The following is a 21,500-nucleotide window of genomic DNA, read 5'->3' as shown; positions in this document are numbered from 1 at the left end:
AGGATGTATCATGTCTACCATTTCGGCAATGACCAGGGATACGTACACGATGTACAAGATGGCCCAGGGCGACACGCAGGCCACCACCACGGCACAGAAGGAAGCCAGCAAGGCAGAGGAATCTTCTTCTGCCCAGAGCAAGAGCTATGCCACGGCGGCGGCCAATGTCAGCAAGCTGAGCAATTTAGTCGGCTCTTTTGATTCGGCTCATGGCAGCAAAAAGACAAATGCCGCCCAGGATTCCATCGCCAGCCTTTGGTCCGGTTACACCAATTCGTACTCCAGCGGGCTCGCCAACCTCAGTGCCCTTTCCGGGGTATCTTCCAGCGCGGCAGGACTTGTAAACTCCTACAACGAAGCCAAGTCCACCTTTGACACCCAGTTCAAGGCCTATATGGGCGATTTAGAAAAATCGGCCAAGACCGTCAAGAACATGAGTTACGAATTCAGTGCGGACGACATCAAAGAAGCCGAGGACGGCAGCAAGACTTACAGCGATGGCCTAAAAGCCGCCATCGGCAATGTCAAACAGCTGGTCTCCGACTACAACGATGCCTTAGACCTCACCAGCGATTACAGCAGTGTGGGAAAGAGAATGGAATCGCTCCATAAGTCTTTCGCCGACACCACATATCGGGCTGACACTTATAATCAGCTTGGTATCACGGTGGACAGCAAGACGGGCAAGATGAGTGTCGATGAAGACAAACTGGCCAAAGCCCTCACCGAAAACGGTGACCGGGTGAAAAACGCCCTGGGTGCTAACGGTCTGGCTGGCAAAACGGAGCAGCATCTCGCGCAAGCCAACAGCCAGAGCGATAAGCTGTTCCCCTCTTTACAGAGCATGTTCGGCAATTCCATCAAGACCGCCTCGGCCTACACAAACCCACAGGTGCTGAACGCCACCGTTCAGTACGGTATGATTGGGAATCTCTTCAGCTCAATGTTCTAAGGTATAGCAAAATCCTATGAACTCAAGTTACAGAGATTCCACGAACAAAGCCCGGTGGCTGATAATACTTTTCCGTCGCGTTAGGCAAGCCTGTCAAAGCTACGGAAAAGTATTATCAGCCACCGGGCATCTTAATTACATCGATGATAGAGAGATAGTTAACATCGATGCTATAAGACAGCCAGCGGAGGTATATTTCTGCGCTAGTACGCGCTATGCGTGTAAATCGTGCAGGAACATACTGCCGCTGGCTTTTGTATCGTATTATTTTGTTAACTATCTTATCTTCGTCTTATCCGTTACTATTTAATGCACATCAGCTGCTGCATCCCAGCCCAGTTGTAAGGCCTTCATATTGGCTTCAACCGTATGGGGCGGCACGCGTTTTTTCACAAAATCCTTAACGGTGTCCAGCTGTACCAGTCCTGTGATGCGTACGAGGGCGCCCAAGGCCACGATATTGGCGAAGAGGGCCTTGCCGAGTTCTTCGACGGCAAGTTTCGTAATCGGCAGGCGAACCACGTGTAGAAAGTCCGGTGTTTCCGGCACGAGGCTGTCATCGAGAATAAGCAGACCATCTTTGTGCAGGTCGCTGTAGTATTTATCCGCGGCTTTCTGGGTCATGGCCAGTACCAAATCCGGCGTTTCCACATGGGGATGGTAGATGATTTCATCGCTGATGATGACCTCGGCTTTTGAGGCACCGCCGCGGGCTTCGGGGCCGTAGGACTGGCTCTGGGCTGCTTCTTTGCCTTCGGCTACTGCCGCTTCAGCCAGCAGGATGGCCGCTGTGATTACGCCCTGACCGCCGGAGCCGGAGAGTCTTAATTGTTTTTTCATGCGTGTGCACCTCCTGCCCGTTCAATCACCTGGTCATAGGCCGTATCGTAATCCATGGCCGTTGCTTCATACAGCAGGCCAATGGGGAATTTTTCCGGCGCCGTCGTGGCCGGGTCGAGTTTATCCCAGGCCGCCTTCATCACGGCATTATCCCGCATCCATTTGAGCATATCTGCCGGACTGCCCAGTTTGTTCTTGCGGCCATAAGCGGTCGGGCACTGCACCAGTGCTTCTACAAACGAGAAGCCGTGGTTGTCAAAGGCGTTGGCAATCATATCCGTCAAATGCTGCACATGGAAGGCTGTGGAGCGAGCTACATAGGTAGCTCCCGCAGCTTCAGCCAAAGCGCAGGCATCAAAGGGACGGTCAACGGAGCCATAAGGCGCGGTGGTTGCCTTGCGGCCCGTTGGCGTCATGGGCGAAGCCTGACCGCCCGTCATGCCGTAAATATTATTGTTGAACAGCACCACCGTCAAATCCACATTACGGCGGCAGCCATGGATGAAGTGATTGCCGCCAATCGCCGTGCAGTCACCATCGCCGGTAATGACCACTACATTGAGGTCCGGTCTTGCCAGCTTAATCCCCGTGGCAAAGGGAATCGCGCGCCCATGCGCCGTATGCAGGGTATCAAAATCCATATAACCCGAAGCACGGGAAGAGCAGCCGATACCGGAAACAATCACCGTATTATCCTGATTGAGTTCCGGACGCTTGGCAATCGCCTGCACGATAGCCTTCATGGCAATGCCGTTGCCGCAGCCGGGACACCAGAGGTGCGGGAGGCGGTTCTGACGGAAGTATTTTTCATATTCTCTTTCGGCCATCATCCTTCAACCTCCTTTACCAGTTCATGGATGCTTGCTAAAATCTCTCCGGGTTCAAAGGCCCGCATGTTGTACTTGCCACAGAGGCTTACGGGGCAAGCTCCGTTAGCCGCCCGCCGGACCTCATGGACAATCTGCCCATAGTTCAGCTCGGCTACGACAATCCCCTTGACCTTGGCGGCCAATTCTGCAATCACCTTGTCCGCAAACGGCCAAATCGTCATCAATCGCACAAGACCAACTTTCCTGCCAGCTGCACGGGCTTCACGCACCGCCTCATAAGCCGTGCGGGCCGTACCGCCGAAGGATACCACAGCATATTCCGCATCCTCAATAAAATAACTTTCCGTATGAATGATTTCCTCACCGGCACGCTCGATTTTCTCATGCAGACGGCGGATGGAGTCCTCCGTCACCTTCGGGCTGCCCACAGGGAAACCTGTTTCATCATGGATAAGCCCCGTCACATGGATATGATAGCCTTCGCCAAAATCCGCCACATTGGGCACCAAATCTTCCTCCGGCGCAAAGGGCTGATAACCTTCCGCCCGCGTTTTCGTCGGCTTACGGCGGGGATAGATGTCCACTTTTTCGGGAAGTTCCACCTTCTCCCGCAAGTGTCCGACCATCTCATCCATCAAAAGCATTACCGGCGTACGGAAACGTTCGGCATAATTCACAGCCATAACCGTAGCATCATAGGTTTCGCGCACACTCCAGGGAGACAGTGCAATCACCGGATGGTCGCCATGTGTCCCCCAGCGCACCTGCATCACATCACCCTGCGAAGGAGCTGTCGGCTGGCCGGTAGACGGGCCGACACGCTGCACATCCACCAAAACGCAGGGAATCTCTGCACAGGCGGCATAGCCAATGAGCTCCTGTTTCAAGGAAAAGCCCGGCCCGGAAGTAGCATCCATAACCTTGCAGCCAGCCAGCGAAGCGCCTAAAATTGCGCCCATCGAAGCGATTTCATCTTCCATCTGGATAAACTTGCCGCCATGCTGAGGCAGAAGTTTTGCCATGGTTTCTGCGATTTCCGTGGAGGGAGTAATCGGATAACCGGCAAAGAAATTCACACCCGCAGCGATTGCTGCTTCGGCACAGGCTTCGTTGCCCTGCATCAATCTTGCCTTGCTCATGCTACGCCCCCCTTTGCATCTTTATCCACAAAAATTGCATAATCCGGACAACGCAGTTCACACTGCCCACAGCCGATACAAGCATCTGGATTTACCACCTGAACCTTGCCCAGCTCATCTATAGCCACCACCGACTTAGGGCAAAAGGCCGCGCAAATTCCGCACCCTTTGCACCGCGCCAGCTTGACGCTAATCTCTGATTTCATAAACTCCGCCTCCAATTACACAGTTAGATATGACTTAATTTATATAGAAAATATACTCTTTTCTTATATACTTTTACATCATAGCAGAAAGTTGTATAAAAATCTACCGTTTTTGTAAATTTAAGTAATGTATACATAAACAGTACGCCTTTATAGCTCCTAATGTAATTGTTCGCCATAAAAAGAAAATCTCCCCCTTTTACGGAGGAGATTTGTTTATCTATATCGATTTAGAAAATATCCTTAGCCAGTACGATGGTTTCATCGCGGTTCGGGCCAACGGATACAATGCCGAGCTTGATGCCAGTTACTTCTGCCATGCGTTCCAGATACTTCTTGGCGTTTTCCGGCAGGTCTTCGTACTTGCGGACTTTGCTGATATCCGTGTTCCAGCCCTCGAAAGTCTCATAAACCGGCTCTACTTCAGCCAGCACTTTAAGGCTTGCGGGGATTTCATTGAGGATTTCGCCCTTGTACTTGTAGGCTACACACATCTTGATTTCTTCGAAGTTGTCGAGGATGTCCAGACGCGTAACAGCCATGTAGTCAATGCCGGAAATCAGGCCAGCGTAGCGAACCACGCAGGCATCGAGCCAGCCCGTACGACGGGGACGGCCCGTAACTACACCATATTCATGGCCTTCTTCACGGATTTTTTCACCAATGGCATTGAGCTGTTCCGTCGGGAAGGGGCCTTCGCCAACGCGGGTGCAGTAAGCCTTGACGATACCAACCACTTTGTCAATCTTGTTAGGAGCAACACCAGCGCCTACGCCCACACCACCGGAAATCGGATGGGAGGCCGTAACGTACGGATACGTGCCATAGTCGATATCGAGCATCGTAGCCTGTGCACCTTCAAAGAGAATTTTGCGGCCTTCTTTGATTTCGTCATTCAGGAGAGCAATCGTGTCGCAGACATAGGGACGCAGACGTTCTGCATAGCCTAAATATTCCTTGAGGATTTCGTCATAGGACAGCGGCTCATGGTCATACAGGAGCTTCAGTTCCTTGTTCTTGATTTCGAGGTTTTCTTTGAGACGTTTAGCGAATTCTTCCTCGTCCATCAAATCGCAGACGCGGATACCAATGCGGTTGTCGCGGTCCATGTAGCAGGGGCCGATACCGCGCTTGGTGGTGCCAATCTTGTTGTCGCCACGGGCTTCGTCGCCAATGCCGTCCATCAGACGGTGATAGGGCAGAACCACATGAGCACGATTGGAAATGCGGATGCCGGACAGGTCAACGCCGCGTTCAGCGAGGCCATCCATTTCTTCGAGCATAACCATCGGGTCAAAAGCCACGCCGTTGCCGACAATGCAGTGCGAACCTTTGAACAGAATCCCGGAGGGCATCAGGCGCAGCTTATAAGCCTCGCCATCTACCATAACCGTATGGCCGGCATTGCTGCCGCCCTGAAAGCGTACTACCGTGTCGGCCTGCTGAGCCAGATAGTCCACGATTTTGCCCTTGCCTTCATCGCCCCACTGGGTACCTGTTACTACTACTGTTGACATAAGTCTCTCTCCTTAATCCCTTGATTTATGTAAAATCAAAGGCCAAAACGTTCAAAAATCATATCTACATGACGCAGGAAGTACTTGTAATCGAAGCAATCATCGATTTCTTCCTTGGTCAGGTATTTCGTGATATCCGGGTCATTTTCCACACTCGTGCGGAAATCCTGACCTTCCATCCAGCGTTTCATGGCATTGCGCTGCACCCACTTGTAGGCATCTTCACGCAGTACGCCCTTGCTGACCACCGTCAGCATGATGCGCTGGCTGTAAATCAGGCCGCCCGTGCGCTCCATATCGTGGAGCATCTTGTCCGGGTAAACCAGCAGTTTATCAATGATATTCGTGAGCTTCCGCGTGCAGTAATCCACGTTGATGGTGCTGTCCGGCAGGATAACACGCTCAACAGAGGAATGGGAAATATCGCGCTCATGCCAGAGGGTGATATCCTCGAGTGCTGCTACGGCGTTGCCGCGCACAAGTCTCGCCATGCCGGAAATGCGTTCGCAGTTGATGGGGTTGCGCTTATGCGGCATAGCCGAAGACCCCTTCTGCCCCGGGGAGAAATATTCTTCCGCTTCACGGATATCCGTGCGCTGCAAGTTGCGGACTTCCGTTGCAATCTTTTCGAGCGTGCTGGAAACAATAGCCAGCGTGGTTACGAATTCCGCATGGCGGTCACGCTGAATAACCTGCGTAGCCAGCGGCACCGGCGTAAGATTCAATTTCTTAGCCACACGCTGCTCGATTTCCGGGTCGATATTGGAGTAAGTACCAACTGCACCGGAGAGCTTGCAGACGGAAACCGTCTTTTTGGCATGCTCCACACGCTCGATATCGCGTTCAATTTCCGCACTCCACAGAGCCATCTTCAGGCCAAAGGTCATGGGCTCGGCATGAATGCCATGGGTTCGGCCAATGCAGGGCGTATGCTTGAATTCCACGGCACGGCGGCGCAGAACCTCACGGAATTTGCGCAAATCATCTAAAATGATGTCTGCGGCATCCCGCATCATCATGCAGTAAGCGGTATCTTTAACGTCGCTCGACGTCAGCCCCTTATGCACATACTTGGAATCCTCACCAACGTTTTCGGCGACATTGGTCAGAAAAGCAATGATGTCATGATGCGTAACGGATTCAATTTCCTTGATGCGTTTCACATCAAACTTTGCCTTGGCGCGAATGTTCTTCGCAGCCTCAGCCGGGATTTCCCCCAGCTCCGCCATAACGTCGCAGGCAGCCATCTCTACTTCGAGAATCTGCTGCCATTCGTTCTCGATGGACCACAGGTGACCCATCTCCGGGTTGGTGTAACGTTCAATCATTAGTGAATTCCTCCTCAGGATTCTTGCGGCGTCACTGCACCGCGGAAGTGAAAACACGATAAAAAAACTCAAATTGACTGCCCCGCCATCTGCGAGCTTCAGCCTCATTTTGAGTTTGGAGAAAGTTCTTTAGTTTCCCTTTCTTATAATAGCAAAGCGCAGGGCCAGTGTCAACCTCCGCCGTCAATCATGCACAAAGATGCAATTACAACGAACAAAAGACTTGTAAAAAAACACATTTCCAGTTTATCCACATATATAAATTGCAGTTTGTCGATGTTATTGCGAGATTATTTCTAGTTGTTACAGCTCAGTGGGGGCGGATGTGGTAATACTTTTCGCCGTTGCACTGAATGACCCACAAGTAAATGTATGGGCTTTTTAGTTACCTGCGCCGGGCAAGACCGGCGGCGCGTATGTTCAAACCAGTGTTTAGCCTGTGCCGTTTGTGGGCCAGTCCTCACTTCGTTCGGACAGTCGTTCCACGGCGAAAAGCATCACCACCTCCGCCCTAAGTGATGTCCGTACCAACTGTCATTTTCGTGATGACAAGGAGCAAGTACATCGATGTTCTTGTAACGGGAGCAACGAGTTCGTGGCAATAGCATAGACCGTATCTTGGGGCGGACGGGGAGTGAATTTTCTGTAGGGAGCGACTGCCTGAACGCAGTGAAGGCCGACCCCATGTAGGAGAAAGCTAAGCAAATACGCTGAAAGCAGCGCCGTTGGCCTGCCCGGCGCGAGTAAATGGACAGCTATTTTTCCCGAGGGGGTCGTTTAGCGGAAAACAGAAAATTCACTCCCCGTTCGCCCCTGACAACGTATGAACAGGATACCTTTAGCACGAACTGCAATTTATAAAAGCCCGCTGACACGTTTCGTCAGCGGGCTCTTTGACCGTTAGGTGAATAACTCTGTGCGCGATTAGAAAGCCGGCACAACTGCACCTTTGTACTTATCGGTGATGAAATCTTTAACTTCTTTGCTCTTGAGCACCTTAATCAGCGCCTGAATCTCCGGACGGTTTTCATCCCCTTCGCGAACTGCGATGATATTCACATAAGGAGAAGTGCTGTCCTCCATAAAGAGCGCATCCTTGGTCGGCACGAGGTTGACCTGCATAGCGTAGTTGGTATTGATAACCGCAGCATCCACATCATCGAGCGTACGCGGAACCTGCGCAGCTTCTACTTCCTGGAACTTGAAGTTATGCGGATTGCCCGTTACATCCTGCACCGTAGCCTTTTCCTTCACGCCATCTTTCAGCGTGATAAGGCCTGCCTTCTGCAATAGCAGCAGGGCACGGCCGCCGTTGGTCGGGTCGTTCGGGATGGCAATAGCAGCGCCATCTTTGAGCTCCTTCAAGTCTTTAACCTTCTTGGAATATACCCCCATGGGCTCGATATGCACGCCAAACGCATTTTTCAACTTGACTTCCTTATGTTCTTCCATGAAGTTCACCAGATACGGTTCATGCTGGAAGAAGTTGGCGTCCAATTCCTTGTCATTGAGTGCCAGATTCGGCTGTACATAATCGTTGAATTCCACGATTTCCAGCTTGATGCCATCTTTCTCCAACAAGGGTTTTACAACTTCCAAAATCTCTGCATGCGGAACAGCCGTGGCGCCGACCTTCAAGGTCTTGCTGTCCGTCTTGGCTGCCTGTTCACTGCCACAACCAGCAAAGGCCATCGCCGCAATCAGCAATGTACCGATAAGTGCTAAAACTTTTTTCATAGAGGTACCTCCCTTATAAATAAATGCTTATTTTTTATCCAAGCGCTTGGCGATGGTGTTGCCTACAAACTGTACCGCCTGCACGAGAACAATCAGAATGATAACCGTGGCAATCATTACTTCCGGACGGAAACGCTGATAACCGTAGCGGATGGCCAAATCACCCAAGCCGCCGCCGCCGATAGCGCCTGCCATCGCCGACTCACCGACAAGGCTGATAACCACCGTTGTCAGCTGCGCCACAATGCTGGGCATGGATTCCGGCAGCAGCACACGGCTGATAATCTGCATGGGCGTAGCCCCCATGGACAATGCCGCCTCAATCAGGCCATAAGGCACTTCCTTGAGGCTGGTTTCCACCTGTCGCCCGATAAAGGGAATCGAGGCGATAACCAGCGGTACCATGGCAGCCGTCGTACCGATAGCCGAGCCGACCAACAAGCGGGTCAGCGGGATAATGGCCACCATCAAAATGATGAACGGAATGGAGCGAATGGCGTTGACCACCGTACCGATTACCTTGTTGAGCATCGGCGACTCCAAAATCTGTCCCTTATCCGTAGCATAGAGCAGCACGCCCAAAGGGATACCCAAAGCTAAGGCGATGGCCATGGAAACGGCTACCATGTAGACGGTTTCGCCCAAAGCCTTAGTCAGAAGTGGAATCATGTCGTTTGACATAACCAATCACCTCCTCTTTCAGCTCACGGGTTTTGAAATAGTCAAGGGCTGCCTGCACCTGTGCAGTCTCCCCCTTGAGCCCGATAATCATGCGGCCAAAAGGCGTGTACTTGATATGGTCAAGATTGCCGAACAGCAGCGTGGTTTCCACTTCCGGGAATTTGCGAATCATATCGGCAATCACCGGGTCATCTGCCGACTCGCCGATAAAGGTCAGCCGGAGCAGCAGGTAAGCATCTTCCGCCGGTTCCTGACTGATATTGCCGCCACGGAAAGCCGCGGGCAGTTCATTGCTCAGCAGAACGCTGATAAATTCCTTGGTGATGGGCTGCTGGGGATTGGTGAATACTTCAAGCACCGTTCCCTGCTCGGCAATAACGCCCTTATCGATAACAGCCACCTTATCGCAGATATCCTTGATGACCTGCATTTCATGGGTGATGACCACCACGGTGAGCTGCAGCTTCTTGTTGATATCGCGAATCAGCTCCAGGATTGCCTTGGTGGTCTGCGGGTCAAGGGCACTCGTAGCCTCGTCACAGAGCAGCACCTTCGGCTCACTGGCCAGCGCCCTTGCAATGCCGACACGCTGTTTCTGCCCGCCGGAAAGCTGCGAAGGGTACTGCCCCGCTTTTGCCTCCAAGCCAACCAGCTTCAAGAGCGGTTCAACCTTTTCCTTGATTTCACTGTCGGATTTACCCGCCAGTTTCAGCGGAAAGGCGATGTTTTCATAAACCGTAGCCGAGGACAAGAGGTTAAAATGCTGGAAAATCATGCCGATATCCTTGCGCGCCGCCCGCAGCTCACTGTCGCTAAGCGCCGTCATATCCTGGCCATCAACAATAACCTTGCCGCCCGTGGGCCGCTCCAACATATTGATGCACCGCACAAGCGTCGATTTACCAGCCCCCGACAGACCAATAATGCCAAAAATCTCGCCCTTGGCTATTTCCAAATCAATGCCCTTTAACGCCGGTACCGGCCCTGCCGGACTGGCATAAGTTTTCTCTACTTTAGAAAACTTTATCACAGGCATTCACTCCCATCTTAACAAAGTAACAAGCTCAATTGCAGCTTATTATACACCATTTACCTACTAAAGAACAAGGCGTAATATCCGTTCACAAAAATAACGAGTACGATAAGCGGCAGAATGTAGGTTACATAGAACCGAATCCACTTCGGGAAAGCCATACCGCGGCCGGTATCCGCTTCCTTGATGAAGTTATCCCAGCCCCAGCCATAACGGCTGGTACAGAACGCCATGTACACAAGACTCCCCAAAGGCAGGATATTGTTGGAAACCAAAAAGTCTTCCAAATCCAGAACACCAGAGCCTTTGCCCAAAGGCTGAATCCAACTCCACTCGTTAAAGCCCAATACGCAGGGCAAAGAGAGCAGGATAACGAGGGGAATGCCTGCGCAGATAATCTTGCGCCTGTCGATATGCAGCAAGTCAAAGAAACAGACAACCAGATTTTCAAATACCGCAATAACCGTAGACATCGCCGCAAAGGTCATAAAGAGGAAGAACAAAGTTCCCCACATGCGCCCAAACGGCATAGCGTTAAATACATTCGGCAGTGTCACGAACAAAAGGTTCGGGCCGCTCGACGGGCTTACCCCATAGCTGAAGCAGGCCGGAAAAATAATCAAACCCGCCATAATGGCCACGAACGTATCGAGAATAATAATCCAGACCGCTTCACCCGTAAGGCGCTTGCTCTTGCCGATATAAGAACCAAACACAGCCAAGGAGCCCATACCAATGGACAGCGTAAAGAACGCCTGCCCCATAGCGGCAAAGATAACTTCCTTTAATCCATGTTCCATCAGACGGCCAAAGTCCGGATAGAGATAATACTTGAGCCCTTCACCTGCGCCCGGCAGCAGTACCGAGTTAATGCCTAAAATCACCATGAGCACCAGCAGGCAGGTCATCATAAACTTCGTGATGCGCTCAACACCGGCTTCCACACCGAGATAGCAAACACCGCCGCACAGTACGACAATGGCCATCATATAGCCCCCCATAGTCACGGGGTCCTGCAGCAAATTACCAAAAACAGCACCAATGCCTGCGGCATCCAAACCATCAAAAGCCCCAGTCGCCGTTTTATAAAGATAATAAAGCATCCAGCCGGCCACGGTAGTATAGAACATCATCAGAATCATATTACCGCCAATAGCCGTATACTTATGCCAGTGCCACTTGGTTCCTTTCGGCTCCAGCACATCAAAGGACATCGCCGCACTGCGGATACTGGCACGCCCTACCGCAAACTCCGCCACCATAATCGGCAGCCCCAAGATAGCCAAAAACAGCAGATAAATCAGCACAAAGGACGCACCGCCATACTGACCGGTAATATAGGGGAAACGCCACACATTACCTAAACCAATAGCGCACCCCGCCGATACCAGAATAAACCCTAAACGGGTGGAAAATCCACTTCTTTCCAACAAATACACCTTCTTACAAAAAAATTTCGCTCCTTGCGATAAAAATAGATAAATACACCTATCTATCTTACCGCAAAGAGCGAATTTTGTCCAGTCGTAAGCGACACTTCAATAATCAATAACTGTATAATTGTACATACGCCCACAACACATGTGATCTCAATTCACACCCAGCGCCCAAGGAAGGGCGCTCGCGGACGTAAATCACGTGATGTGATTTCAGTCCGCTGTTTCTTTTGGTTACTTTTCTTTGCACCAAAGAAAAGTAACACCACTAGCTTAGCGAATAACCTCTACGCCGCCCATGTAAGGAACCAGCGCCTTCGGTACGATAACCGAGCCATCTTCCTGCTGATAGTTTTCCAGAATTGCGGCAACCGTACGGCCAACAGCCAGACCGGAACCATTCAGCGTGTGCACAAATTCCGGCTTGGACTTGGCATCGCGGCGGAACTTGATATTAGCACGGCGAGCCTGATAGTCCAGGCAGTTGGAGCAGGAAGAAATCTCACGGTACTTGCCCTGTGACGGGAACCATACTTCGATATCATAAGTCTTGGCAGAAGTAAAGCTCATATCGCCCGTGCAAAGCTGTACCACATGATACGGCAGTTCCAGAATGCGCAGAACATCTTCGGCAGCATCCACCATGGATTCGAGTTCGTCCCAGCTCGTTTCCGGCTTAACGAACTTAATCAGCTCAACCTTGTTGAACTGATGCTGACGGATAAGGCCACGGGTATCACGACCAGCACTGCCTGCTTCTGCACGGAAGCAAGCCGTGTAAGCGCTGTAGTATTCCGGCAGCTTGTCGCCATCGAGAATTTCATCACGATGGTAGTTCGTGGTCGGCACTTCAGCCGTCGGCACCAGATAATAGTCCATGCCTTCCAGCTTGAACATATCTTCGGCAAACTTCGGCAGCTGGCCCGTGCCCGTCATGCTGTCCTTGTTGGCAATGTAAGGCGCCAGCATTTCCGTATAGCCATGCTTCGTGGCATGCAAATCCATCATAAAGTTGATGCAGGCACGTTCCAAGCGAGCGCCCAGGCCCTTGTAGAACATAAAACGGGCACCGGTAACTTTAGCGGCACGGTCAGCATCGAGAATGTCCAAATCCGTACCGATATCCCAGTGTGCCTTCGGTTCGAAGGAGAACTCTTTCGGCGTGCCCCATTTGCGTACTTCCGGATTTTCCGTATCGTCCTTGCCAATGGGCACATCAGCCTTAGGCATATTCGGAATATGCAGCAGAATATCCCGTAGCTTCTCCTCAACATCCTTGAGTTGGGCATCCAAAGCCGAAATCTTCTCGCCTACGGCACGCATCTCCGCAATCTTGTCGTCAGCGTTCTCCTTGTTCTTCTTCATCTGACTGATGACCTTGGAAACCTCATTACGCTCCGCCTTCAGCGTCTCCGTCTGCTGCAGAAGGCTACGGCGCTCCTGCTCCAGGGAAGAAAAATCATCCAGATTCAACGAATTACAACGGTTCTTCAACATCTGCTTCACTTCATCCAGATGCTCTCGGACAAATTTAATGTCTAACACTACACTCACTCTCCATATCTCACAGCCCTAGGGACATAGAGTCCCTTACCACGGGCGCGTTTTCACCTAGAACAACATTATACCGCAAACGCAGGAAAAAAGCCAACTATCCCACGCCACCACTCCAAGCGTCGTCGAAGCAACATACACATCATTTCTCATAATGATTAAAAAACTTTTTGAATATCGAAAATCTATCATACAAGAAATTAAATAGTTGCGCTACAGGAACTGGTCTTTGCCAATCAGCATCATCTTTACTAAACAGCATATCCGTAGCCAACGAAACGCCTATTGCACCTGGAACCAGGACAGTTACGGCAATTACACCACTTATAAGTAAAGGGACATTCTGATCATATGTAAGCATCAAGTAAATTATGGTCATAAATAATGTTAGTGCTGCTATACTTCTTTTATTTCTATACAAATATCGCTCTGTAGCACTATAAGGATACACATCTACCAGTTTGTCAATCCTACGCTTCTCTTTTTGAACAAAATCAAATAACTTCCGCTTCTCATCTATAGGAATATTCGTTTTTTCATCACAAATGTAATTACATAGCTCATCGCTTAATGAAATCATTCGAAACTCGTTCTTTAACTCATATATATTCTCAATTCCCAAACTATCACATATAGCTCGAAAACTGATATCTTCTAATCTGCCACTTACATATATTCTATTCACAATATATGCACATATATCCCTCTTACGGGAATTACGAGCTAACATACTATCAATAAACTTATTCGGTATTATTTTTATAAATTCCAGGAGTAATTTTAATAAATCCATTTTAGCACCTCACAATCACTTCTGTCATATCCCTACTCACATTCACGAAAGGCGCAGTTAACATCATAACTACCACGCAAGCCAATCACACAGCCTCATATAAAACCACACCGTCTCGTTCTATCTCTGCCCGCAAGTCTTCATTGCAGGCACTATCCAAATCCACCACATCGTACATCAGCAGTGTTGGCACAATCACAATCTCATCTACATCTAGAGAAAACATCGTTCGATTCCCGCCAGATATTGCCAAATCTATGTCACTCCATTCCCAGTTGTCTCCTCGTGCACGGCTACCAAAAAGAATTACCTTCTTTACCTTATATTTCTTCGCCAGTTCAATAATCCCCTCGTGTACATGTTTTGGCAAGTCCATCTTCAGTACCTCATAACCAATCATCTTCGATATTCATCCGCAACGTCACAAACATTGGCAAGAAACGTTCCTGCGTCTCCCTGATTATCTGCAAAGCAATTTCATCACTGTATGAATGAACAACATTATTGCGTGCCTTCAATGCATCGTGTCAACCCCCTCAGCATCAATCATCCCTGCTTGATAATCGAATTAGGCGACCCCAGCTTTCTCTCCCCATATCCATGATATTCCAGCCGTTCCTTCATAGCCTTCCATGCCTGTTCAAAACATATCTCAAACAAAGAAACCGTTCCAGCTTCTGTTATAGCATCATAAGGAGGTTCTTTCCCCACAATCTCTTTTAAATTATCCAAAGCCTTGAAAAAATTATTCACCTTTTTTAAACATCTTCGTTAAAGCTCATAATAGCATTCCTCATCACATTATTATCTTGACGCTCCCCCCTCCCCCACTCCATTATCAAAGTAAAAAACGCCCCACGATTACTATCCTTATAAATTGCGTAGCTTTATCACTAATTATTATTCCATTATTACTCTAAGTCAACCCATTTTATGCATAACGCCATTGACAACCAAAACAACTTTACTGTCAACGCAGTCCCCCAAGTATATTCTGTAAGCCCATGTAAAACTACCCCTACTAGTACAGATAAACTCAACAGGAACACAGGATTCTTTTTATTATGCCATCCTTTTATGCCATAGATAAACAGATATCCCCAAAGAGTTGACAATGCCACTATTCCCAAAATACCACATTCTGCCAATACATGCATAAAATTGTTATGTGCATGACCAAGATGCGGTTCCTTCGCCTCTAGAAGAATATAATGCTCTTGATAATTCTGCTTAAAATTTGCCATTCCCACTCCGGTCAAAGGATGGTCTGTAAACATATTCCAAGCACTTTGCCAAAGCAGTCTACGTTCAACATTGGATTGTTCCTGTGGATTAGCTATCGACTGAACACGTTGCTGAAAGGATGGCACCGTATGATAGATCCCGCCTAAAACAACCCCAGCTGCTAAAATCGCCACAAGAATATTCCGCTTGTTTTTCAACTGCAAAGACATCAGAAACAGCGCACTTACTAAGGTTGCTACCCAAGCACCACGTGTACCGTTAAACATAAATGCAAAACAGGCTACAAGACAGAACAGCATACATGCCCACCGCAATTTAGTTTTTTGTGCCCCCACAAAAACCACAAGCGATGCAGGAATAAACACTGTTAAAAAAGAGGCTTGTGGCATAACATTCATGAACCCAGTATAACGCCCCGGGATAGGATACGCCTCAATCCCCTGCACTATACTGTATATGTTATTAATAAACATCGCCGCCACCATACATAGAGCAATATTGAGGACACGCTTCTTTTCATTTACGCAGAGAAACACAGCGGGTAATATCATCATTCGATATACATAATAGTTAAAAAATTCCTTTATCCCACGCGCTGGATCTATAGAGCCAGGCACTGATAATACAATGGTCACCCACAGCACTAAAACCAGACAAAAAAAAGTTTTCTGTCGTAATAAAATCTCCTTCACATCGTCATGATACCTAATCAGCCTATGCAATGTACCAGCTATTGCTAGCCCCAAAAAAACATTGGATATTGCAACAGAAAAAATATTCATAAATGCAAACAAGCATATGTATACATATAGCCTTTTTTCTATTGAATCTCTACTTACAATCTTTCTCATCCCCTATTAGCATTCCTTTCAACTTCTTTACTTCATAATCCTTTTCATACCAGCTACTATATCGGCATCAATTTCATCTAACATTGCATAACGCCTACGATAATTTGCTCGCTTGCGTGTTGGCACTTCATCCATACTTTTACGATACTCTGATAAAGGCAACTCGAAAAAGCGTTGATCTTTACAAGGTTTACCACCAGCTTCAGCCCAAAAATCACTAAAGCTGGTTTTCAGTTTTCGATCCACGCGGATATGGTTCATAGCATAGTACCCATAGTTTGTTACAGCATAAATATGCTGTAACCCCAAAGCCTTTGCCACTTCCTGGGTAGCATGAAGGATAAGATTCTTAGTACGATAAGCATGACACCGCTTCGTTACCCGCTTGATAATATCACGAGCATCGTTCATATTAGGTCCCTGCATAGCACCAATCCACAAAGACCATTCTTCCTGTGGATTTTTTGCTATCCAAAAAATCATTTGATATAAATCACCTTGATTACATCCCAAAATTATCGACAGCAAACCTTCCTTACGTTGTCCCGGATGGTAAAACAGCCGCAACTTCAACCTATCTCCCTCGTCAGAAGACTCCCATAGCATCTTATCTTTTTCCGAGTACAAGTCTACAAAATGTTGTACCTGTAAATGCTCGGCTAAAAATGTCATATGTTGTTCCAACAACTCCACTCTTTCATCAAAAGTCGATCTGTTATAAAAGAATGCTCGTGTTGGTTGCTCATATACAAACGGGTATACATGTGCAATTTCTTTCATCACTCCACTTCTCTGAAAAAAATTTTCCAACCTTTTCATTCGTCTTGGATGCAACCAACATCTCATTCTAAAAACTATATATCGTCGCACCTCTCTATTATTGTCAAAATTATATATTTTCCTACCGACTTTACTATAATCCAACATTATAAACTCCTCATATTTCACCAATCGGCATATCAATCCACTTATTATTTAAAGAATCGACGCAACCATGCGCATAAAGTATAGTTATTCTTGAAAGCAAAATAAGTATCATTAGTTGGCGTTTTTATAAAACAGTTTAATTCATCATCATCCCATAGTAAAGGATCATCTGTTTTAATCACAAATACATTATCAGGACAATAAAATTCATATCTTTTTATTTCTTCATTATTTGTAATCAATTTTTTCTTATAAAACAGTGCTTCATATGCGCGTTGTGTAATTCCCGTTTGTCCATTAGATACCAACTCAAGGATAACCTTACTTGAACGCATAGAAGATATATACTCACTATATGATAGATAATCCGTCAGTTGAGATAATTCTTCTCGCGTATACCTACGACCATGCCTTTTACGTACTAAGCGCAAATCATGTTTAACCCCCATCTCATCAAACTTGCATCGCAACAGTTTTAATTGCTCTAATCGATTTCCTTTTTCTTCGCCTAGGAAAAAGACGTCTTTATCTTCCGTCACACCCTGTTGCACATCGTATTTCTTATAATCTATTGGTGAGAAAATATAAAAATATGGCATAAATTTAATCCCATATTCTTCTGAAACATTAGAATCACAAGTATAAAATTTAATAGGCATATCGCTATAATTTGACGGATCATACGTTGTGCCTCTTTTCACAGGCGAATCATAAAAAACACATAAATTACACTTAGGATTATTCTCTAAGATAAATTCAAATATATCACGCCCACGAATTTCATCCAAGATAATAACAGTATCATAATCTGCTACATGGTTACTCCAGTTTCCATACCAATATTTCGGCGACAACCTCTTTGTTAATTGTAAATATTTAGGTGTATGAAAAGAAAGATTCATCAATCTCTTATCTATCCATGAAAGCTCCTCTTTATAAATACGTTCAGCCGTAACATTAACATATTTTTCTACCCATTCTTGTTTTGGTCTCACAGGCCATCCTAATATCAACACATTATGTGTCTTTAGCACTTCACACCTCATCGACTATCTCCCATTAATTTCGAAATACGTATTGCCAGAAATCTGCTACTTTCAACCGGAATAACTGTCGTTTAATCGAACGCCCTCTGCGATTTTTGTTTGGTTGTGGCATCGGCTCCTCAGCAAAAGCTGTCTGACGAAAGTATTGATAATACGATTTATTAAATGCTTTAATCTCTGCATACTCCCAAGGCTTATACCCACCTGCATAATGCAATACAGCTATATCCTGCCTAGCTTTTATCGCCTTTTTTCTAAATTTTTCTTTGCGTAATATCTTAATAAACAAATTCCATATAGGCGGGATAACATTCCACTGCAAAGGTACTGCTGCCCAATTTCTATAGAACATGACATTCAATGCATCCTGATCATGATGCTGATAATTATTTTTTTTCACGGCATCAATGATTTTACTTCCATAATCATACCTGCGCCAAGCAGATACATCCACCACGAGAACCCCCGAGTTAAAATATTCATCGTTAGATTCAAAGCCTAATTCGCTCTGCTTTCGAGGCCAATCCTTACTGGAGGCCATAATACCATAATCGGACACCGCTCCTAGCGGATGATTATGCAAATCCATATTCCATAGGTTTACAATGTCTTTCATCACCACTAAGTCACAATCCAAATAAATTGCCCGTTCCACAGACTCTGGCAAGAGTTCAGCCATTTGTAAACGCAAATAGGCAGCTCGGCTCAGCTGACCGCTAACAAATAAATTTTCTAAGCATTTGACATCAGCACACAAAAAATGTACTTCAACGTTACTACCGCGGAAAGTCTGATATACTTTTTCCTTCGCGCTAGTAGATATGCCATCATCCAGTATATAACAAGACAAACAATTCTGTTGACTGGTGTTTTGCATAATTGACATCATAGCCACTGTCGCATGCTGTATGTAATTGTCATCACTGGCAAAAACAATATTTATTCTCTGTTGAACTGTCATATTCAGCTCCTGTCAAGTTTTAAGCGATAGATATTTTGTAATTTCATATATTTAGTTAATGTATATGCCATGCTCATAAAGGACATAACAAAACCTAAGAATCCATCGAGAAAGCCTTTTTTCAAAATATAGGATTTAAAAAAGGCTCCCAAGGTGTGAGCAATAATCCCAATATTGCTGATTTGCTTATCCCTCTGCGCCAGTTCCTCTGCTGCTAACGATGTATAACGGTTAAACTTAGCAAAATACTGATACCAATTGGTATACGTATAGTGTTGCAGAATATCCGTAAGTTTCTTTACAGGCAATTCAGTTTTTATCCCCTCATGAACCCTGCCCTGCCACTGCACCGCAGTCCGAGGGAATAATCTTGCCACATAATCCGGACGATGTACGCCATAGTTCATCAACTGGCCAAAGACTATATTCTTTCGCTCAACCTTATAGACATTATTACTATTTTGAGCAACAATGTCCTGAATTACATCTCTTCCTAATTGCGTAATTCTTTCATCTGCATCCAAATAAAACACCCATTCAGCATCCGTCTGTGTCAACGCAAAATTGCGCTGACCGGCAAAACCGCTTTCATCCATAGGATGACTAACGAACTTTGCTCCACGTTTTTCTGCTAACTCTTGTGTCCTGTCCGTACTGCCAGAATCAACAATCAATACTTCATCAGCAAAAGCAGCACTCTCCATCGCTGCTACAATATTTGTTTCTTCATTCTTGGTCAAAATGATAACCGCTAGTCTTGACATCCCAATCTCCATTTTTGCTCAACTATTTTACTAACACATAAATTATACTACATAACACAGAAAAAATCCGCACTATCCGTGCGGATTGGTCATTTTATTTACCATCAACCTATAACAAACTACTACCAACGTAGACCATCATCCCCAACACGACAATAAAAGGAAGGTAAACTTTCATTGTCAAAGCCAGCAGATGGCTTTCACTCCCCCGACCAGCAACACCAATAGCAGCAACACCAATAGCTATGCTCTGAGGCGCAATGAGTTTTCCTGCGCACGCTCCCGTAGCATTGGCAGCGGCAATCCATATCTGCGTATTCAGCGGAGCACCTATGGCGATAGCCGCATCCATCTGCAACTTCCCCAGCAGAATACAAGTGGAAGTAGCTGAGCCTGTTATAAATCCTCCCACAGAACCGATAAAAGCGGCAATAGCCGGATACATCAATCCCGTAGCTGCTACGGTATGATCAGCGATGGTTGTGGTCATACCACTGTACCCCATAACTTTTGCCGTGGCGATAATGCTGATAATAGTGATAAATGTAGGGCGCAGACTGACCATAGTTTTCCGTAGGACACTTATCATATCGCCCAAAGGAGTTTTTTGAATAAAACCGCTCACAAAGGTAGCGAAAAAAATCACCATGCCCGGAGTCGCAAGCCAATGGAAGGTATAAGGCATACCACCTTCACCACGATAAATTAGAACCGATGTCCTAACCTGTGTGATAGACTCATAGATTGTGGGCACTAGCCTGCTGGTCAAGAGGAGCAGAATAAAAATCAGCACATAGGGCAGCCAGGCCATAAATGCCTGTTTGCCAGATACTGTCGCAATTTCCTCCCGTGCCAATACATAAGCTGGATCACGAACGGGAAATAATTTTACCGCACCAATAATTGCGCCCATGGTGCAAAGAGCACCTGCCACGCCCGCAAGCTCCGGTCCCATAAAGTACGATACTCCAAGCTGCGCTAGCACATAACTAAGCCCTGCCGCCAGACAGACAGGTATCATCCCATGCAATGCCTTAACACCGCCCCCCGCAATGACAACCATCAAGAAAGGACAAAACAGTCCCAATATGCTGAGCTGCAAGGCCACATAAGTTGCCAGCTGAGCAGAGTCCGTTCCCATAATTCCAGATAGTGTTACCAGGGGAATACCAATGGAACCATAGGCAGAGGGCACGAAGTTTGCCACCAGACATACAGCCACAGAACTTACAGGATTAATCCCCATCCCTGCCAACATACTTGCCGGAATAGCTACAGCCGTCCCAAAACCCGCCATGCCCTCCAGAAAGCCGCCAAATCCAAAGGCAATCAGGAGAATCAGTACTCGGTAATCACTGCTGACCGAATTCAGCATGGCCTTAATAATCTCCATACCACCAGTATGCACAGATAAATGATAAGTGTAGATTGTGGCAGTAATGATCAAAAGAATCGGCCAACAAGCCAGTGCAGTCCCTTCTAAAAAAGCACTGGCCATATAGTCGGCAGGCATGCCAAAGTTCATCACACTTGCAATTAGTGACAACAAGAGAGCCACCGGACAGGCTTTCCATGCCGCCATCTTTAGGCCAGACAATGCCAGAATCAACCAAAGGATCGGGAGAATTGCGAAAAACAGCAGCGTCATGACGCTCACCTC

General features: G+C 47.1%; 21 protein-coding genes. 1 reads left to right on the top strand and 20 read right to left on the bottom strand.

All coding sequences use genetic code 11. From position 1 onward, the window contains the following. The first annotated feature begins 10 nt into the window (after positions 1-10). On the top strand, positions 11-952 hold the full coding sequence (gene fliD, locus P157_RS13710) for a flagellar filament capping protein FliD (protein ID WP_051598469.1): 942 nt from the start codon (positions 11-13) through the stop codon (positions 950-952). A gap of 306 nt (positions 953-1,258) precedes the next feature. Here the strand turns inward: fliD and P157_RS0103210 are convergent, their stop codons facing one another. From P157_RS0103210 to P157_RS0103115, 20 genes are all read right to left on the bottom strand, one after another. Then, complete coding sequence (locus tag P157_RS0103210; RefSeq protein ID WP_026759754.1) at positions 1,259-1,792, bottom strand: 2-oxoacid:acceptor oxidoreductase family protein; 534 nt, start codon at positions 1,790-1,792, stop codon at positions 1,259-1,261. Next, positions 1,789-2,622 carry a thiamine pyrophosphate-dependent enzyme gene (locus tag P157_RS0103205; protein ID WP_026759753.1) on the bottom strand — a complete coding sequence of 278 codons (834 nt, stop codon included), beginning with the start codon at positions 2,620-2,622 and terminating at the stop codon, positions 1,789-1,791. Before P157_RS0103205 ends, P157_RS0103210 begins: the two co-directional genes overlap by 4 nt. Next, positions 2,619-3,761: a 2-oxoacid:acceptor oxidoreductase subunit alpha gene (locus tag P157_RS0103200; protein WP_026759752.1), complete on the bottom strand. Its 1,143-nt coding sequence runs from the start codon at positions 3,759-3,761 to the stop codon at positions 2,619-2,621. Before P157_RS0103200 ends, P157_RS0103205 begins: the two co-directional genes overlap by 4 nt. Continuing rightward, on the bottom strand, positions 3,758-3,967 hold the full coding sequence (locus P157_RS0103195; protein WP_026759751.1) for a 4Fe-4S binding protein: 210 nt from the start codon (positions 3,965-3,967) through the stop codon (positions 3,758-3,760). Before P157_RS0103195 ends, P157_RS0103200 begins: the two co-directional genes overlap by 4 nt. Before the next feature lie 230 nt (positions 3,968-4,197). Then, a complete protein-coding gene (locus P157_RS0103190) occupies positions 4,198-5,484 on the bottom strand; it encodes an adenylosuccinate synthase (protein ID WP_026759750.1) in 1,287 nt (428 codons plus the stop codon). A 35-nt stretch (positions 5,485-5,519) separates the two neighbouring features. Continuing rightward, entirely contained in the window at positions 5,520-6,812 is a 1,293-nt protein-coding gene (gene purB / locus P157_RS0103185; protein WP_026759749.1) for an adenylosuccinate lyase, read from the bottom strand. A gap of 924 nt (positions 6,813-7,736) precedes the next feature. After that, positions 7,737-8,549 (bottom strand): MetQ/NlpA family ABC transporter substrate-binding protein, encoded by an 813-nt coding sequence (locus tag P157_RS0103180; RefSeq protein ID WP_026759748.1) that lies wholly within the window; start codon positions 8,547-8,549, stop codon positions 7,737-7,739. A 27-nt stretch (positions 8,550-8,576) separates the two neighbouring features. After that, a complete protein-coding gene (locus P157_RS0103175; protein ID WP_026759747.1) occupies positions 8,577-9,230 on the bottom strand; it encodes a methionine ABC transporter permease in 654 nt (217 codons plus the stop codon). Next, complete coding sequence (locus P157_RS0103170) at positions 9,199-10,260, bottom strand: methionine ABC transporter ATP-binding protein (RefSeq protein WP_026759746.1); 1,062 nt, start codon at positions 10,258-10,260, stop codon at positions 9,199-9,201. The genes P157_RS0103175 and P157_RS0103170 overlap by 32 nt, the downstream gene beginning before the upstream one ends. A 59-nt stretch (positions 10,261-10,319) precedes the next feature. Next, on the bottom strand, positions 10,320-11,693 hold the full coding sequence (locus tag P157_RS0103165) for a sodium-dependent transporter (RefSeq protein WP_026759745.1): 1,374 nt from the start codon (positions 11,691-11,693) through the stop codon (positions 10,320-10,322). Positions 11,694-11,972: 279 nt separating this feature from the next. Further along, entirely contained in the window at positions 11,973-13,244 is a 1,272-nt protein-coding gene (gene serS, locus P157_RS0103160) for a serine--tRNA ligase (RefSeq protein WP_026759744.1), read from the bottom strand. 151 nt (positions 13,245-13,395) lie between these two features. Continuing rightward, positions 13,396-14,046, bottom strand: coding sequence for a hypothetical protein (locus P157_RS0103155; RefSeq protein ID WP_026759743.1), 651 nt, complete (start codon positions 14,044-14,046; stop codon positions 13,396-13,398). Positions 14,047-14,131: 85 nt separating this feature from the next. After that, positions 14,132-14,422: a nucleotidyltransferase family protein gene (locus tag P157_RS0103150; RefSeq protein ID WP_026759742.1), complete on the bottom strand. Its 291-nt coding sequence runs from the start codon at positions 14,420-14,422 to the stop codon at positions 14,132-14,134. Positions 14,423-14,592: 170 nt separating this feature from the next. Next, a complete protein-coding gene (locus tag P157_RS15715) occupies positions 14,593-14,799 on the bottom strand; it encodes a nucleotidyltransferase substrate binding protein (RefSeq protein ID WP_230578432.1) in 207 nt (68 codons plus the stop codon). Between the two features lie 158 nt (positions 14,800-14,957). Next, positions 14,958-16,142 carry an O-antigen ligase family protein gene (locus P157_RS0103140; RefSeq protein ID WP_026759741.1) on the bottom strand — a complete coding sequence of 395 codons (1,185 nt, stop codon included), beginning with the start codon at positions 16,140-16,142 and terminating at the stop codon, positions 14,958-14,960. Between the two features lie 27 nt (positions 16,143-16,169). Continuing rightward, positions 16,170-17,069, bottom strand: coding sequence for a VirK/YbjX family protein (locus P157_RS0103135; protein ID WP_026759740.1), 900 nt, complete (start codon positions 17,067-17,069; stop codon positions 16,170-16,172). 44 nt (positions 17,070-17,113) lie between these two features. Next, positions 17,114-18,064 carry a hypothetical protein gene (locus tag P157_RS0103130; RefSeq protein ID WP_155266692.1) on the bottom strand — a complete coding sequence of 317 codons (951 nt, stop codon included), beginning with the start codon at positions 18,062-18,064 and terminating at the stop codon, positions 17,114-17,116. A 64-nt stretch (positions 18,065-18,128) separates the two neighbouring features. Then, the gene (locus tag P157_RS0103125) at positions 18,129-19,076 is read right to left on the bottom strand and encodes a glycosyltransferase family 8 protein (RefSeq protein ID WP_037368090.1); all 948 of its coding nucleotides are present in this window, start codon (positions 19,074-19,076) and stop codon (positions 18,129-18,131) included. A 2-nt stretch (positions 19,077-19,078) separates the two neighbouring features. Then, positions 19,079-19,816, bottom strand: a complete 738-nt coding sequence (locus tag P157_RS0103120; protein WP_230578431.1) for a glycosyltransferase family 2 protein — start codon at positions 19,814-19,816, stop codon at positions 19,079-19,081. A gap of 133 nt (positions 19,817-19,949) precedes the next feature. Continuing rightward, positions 19,950-21,488, bottom strand: a complete 1,539-nt coding sequence (locus P157_RS0103115) for an L-lactate permease (RefSeq protein ID WP_026759736.1) — start codon at positions 21,486-21,488, stop codon at positions 19,950-19,952. Between the last annotated feature and the right edge of the window lie 12 nt (positions 21,489-21,500).

It is taken from the genome of Selenomonas ruminantium AC2024, from assembly GCF_000687995.1.
In the GTDB taxonomy this organism is placed as follows: Bacteria; Bacillota; Negativicutes; order Selenomonadales; family Selenomonadaceae; genus Selenomonas_A; species Selenomonas_A ruminantium_B.
This window is presented reverse-complemented; position numbering and strand designations above follow the sequence as displayed.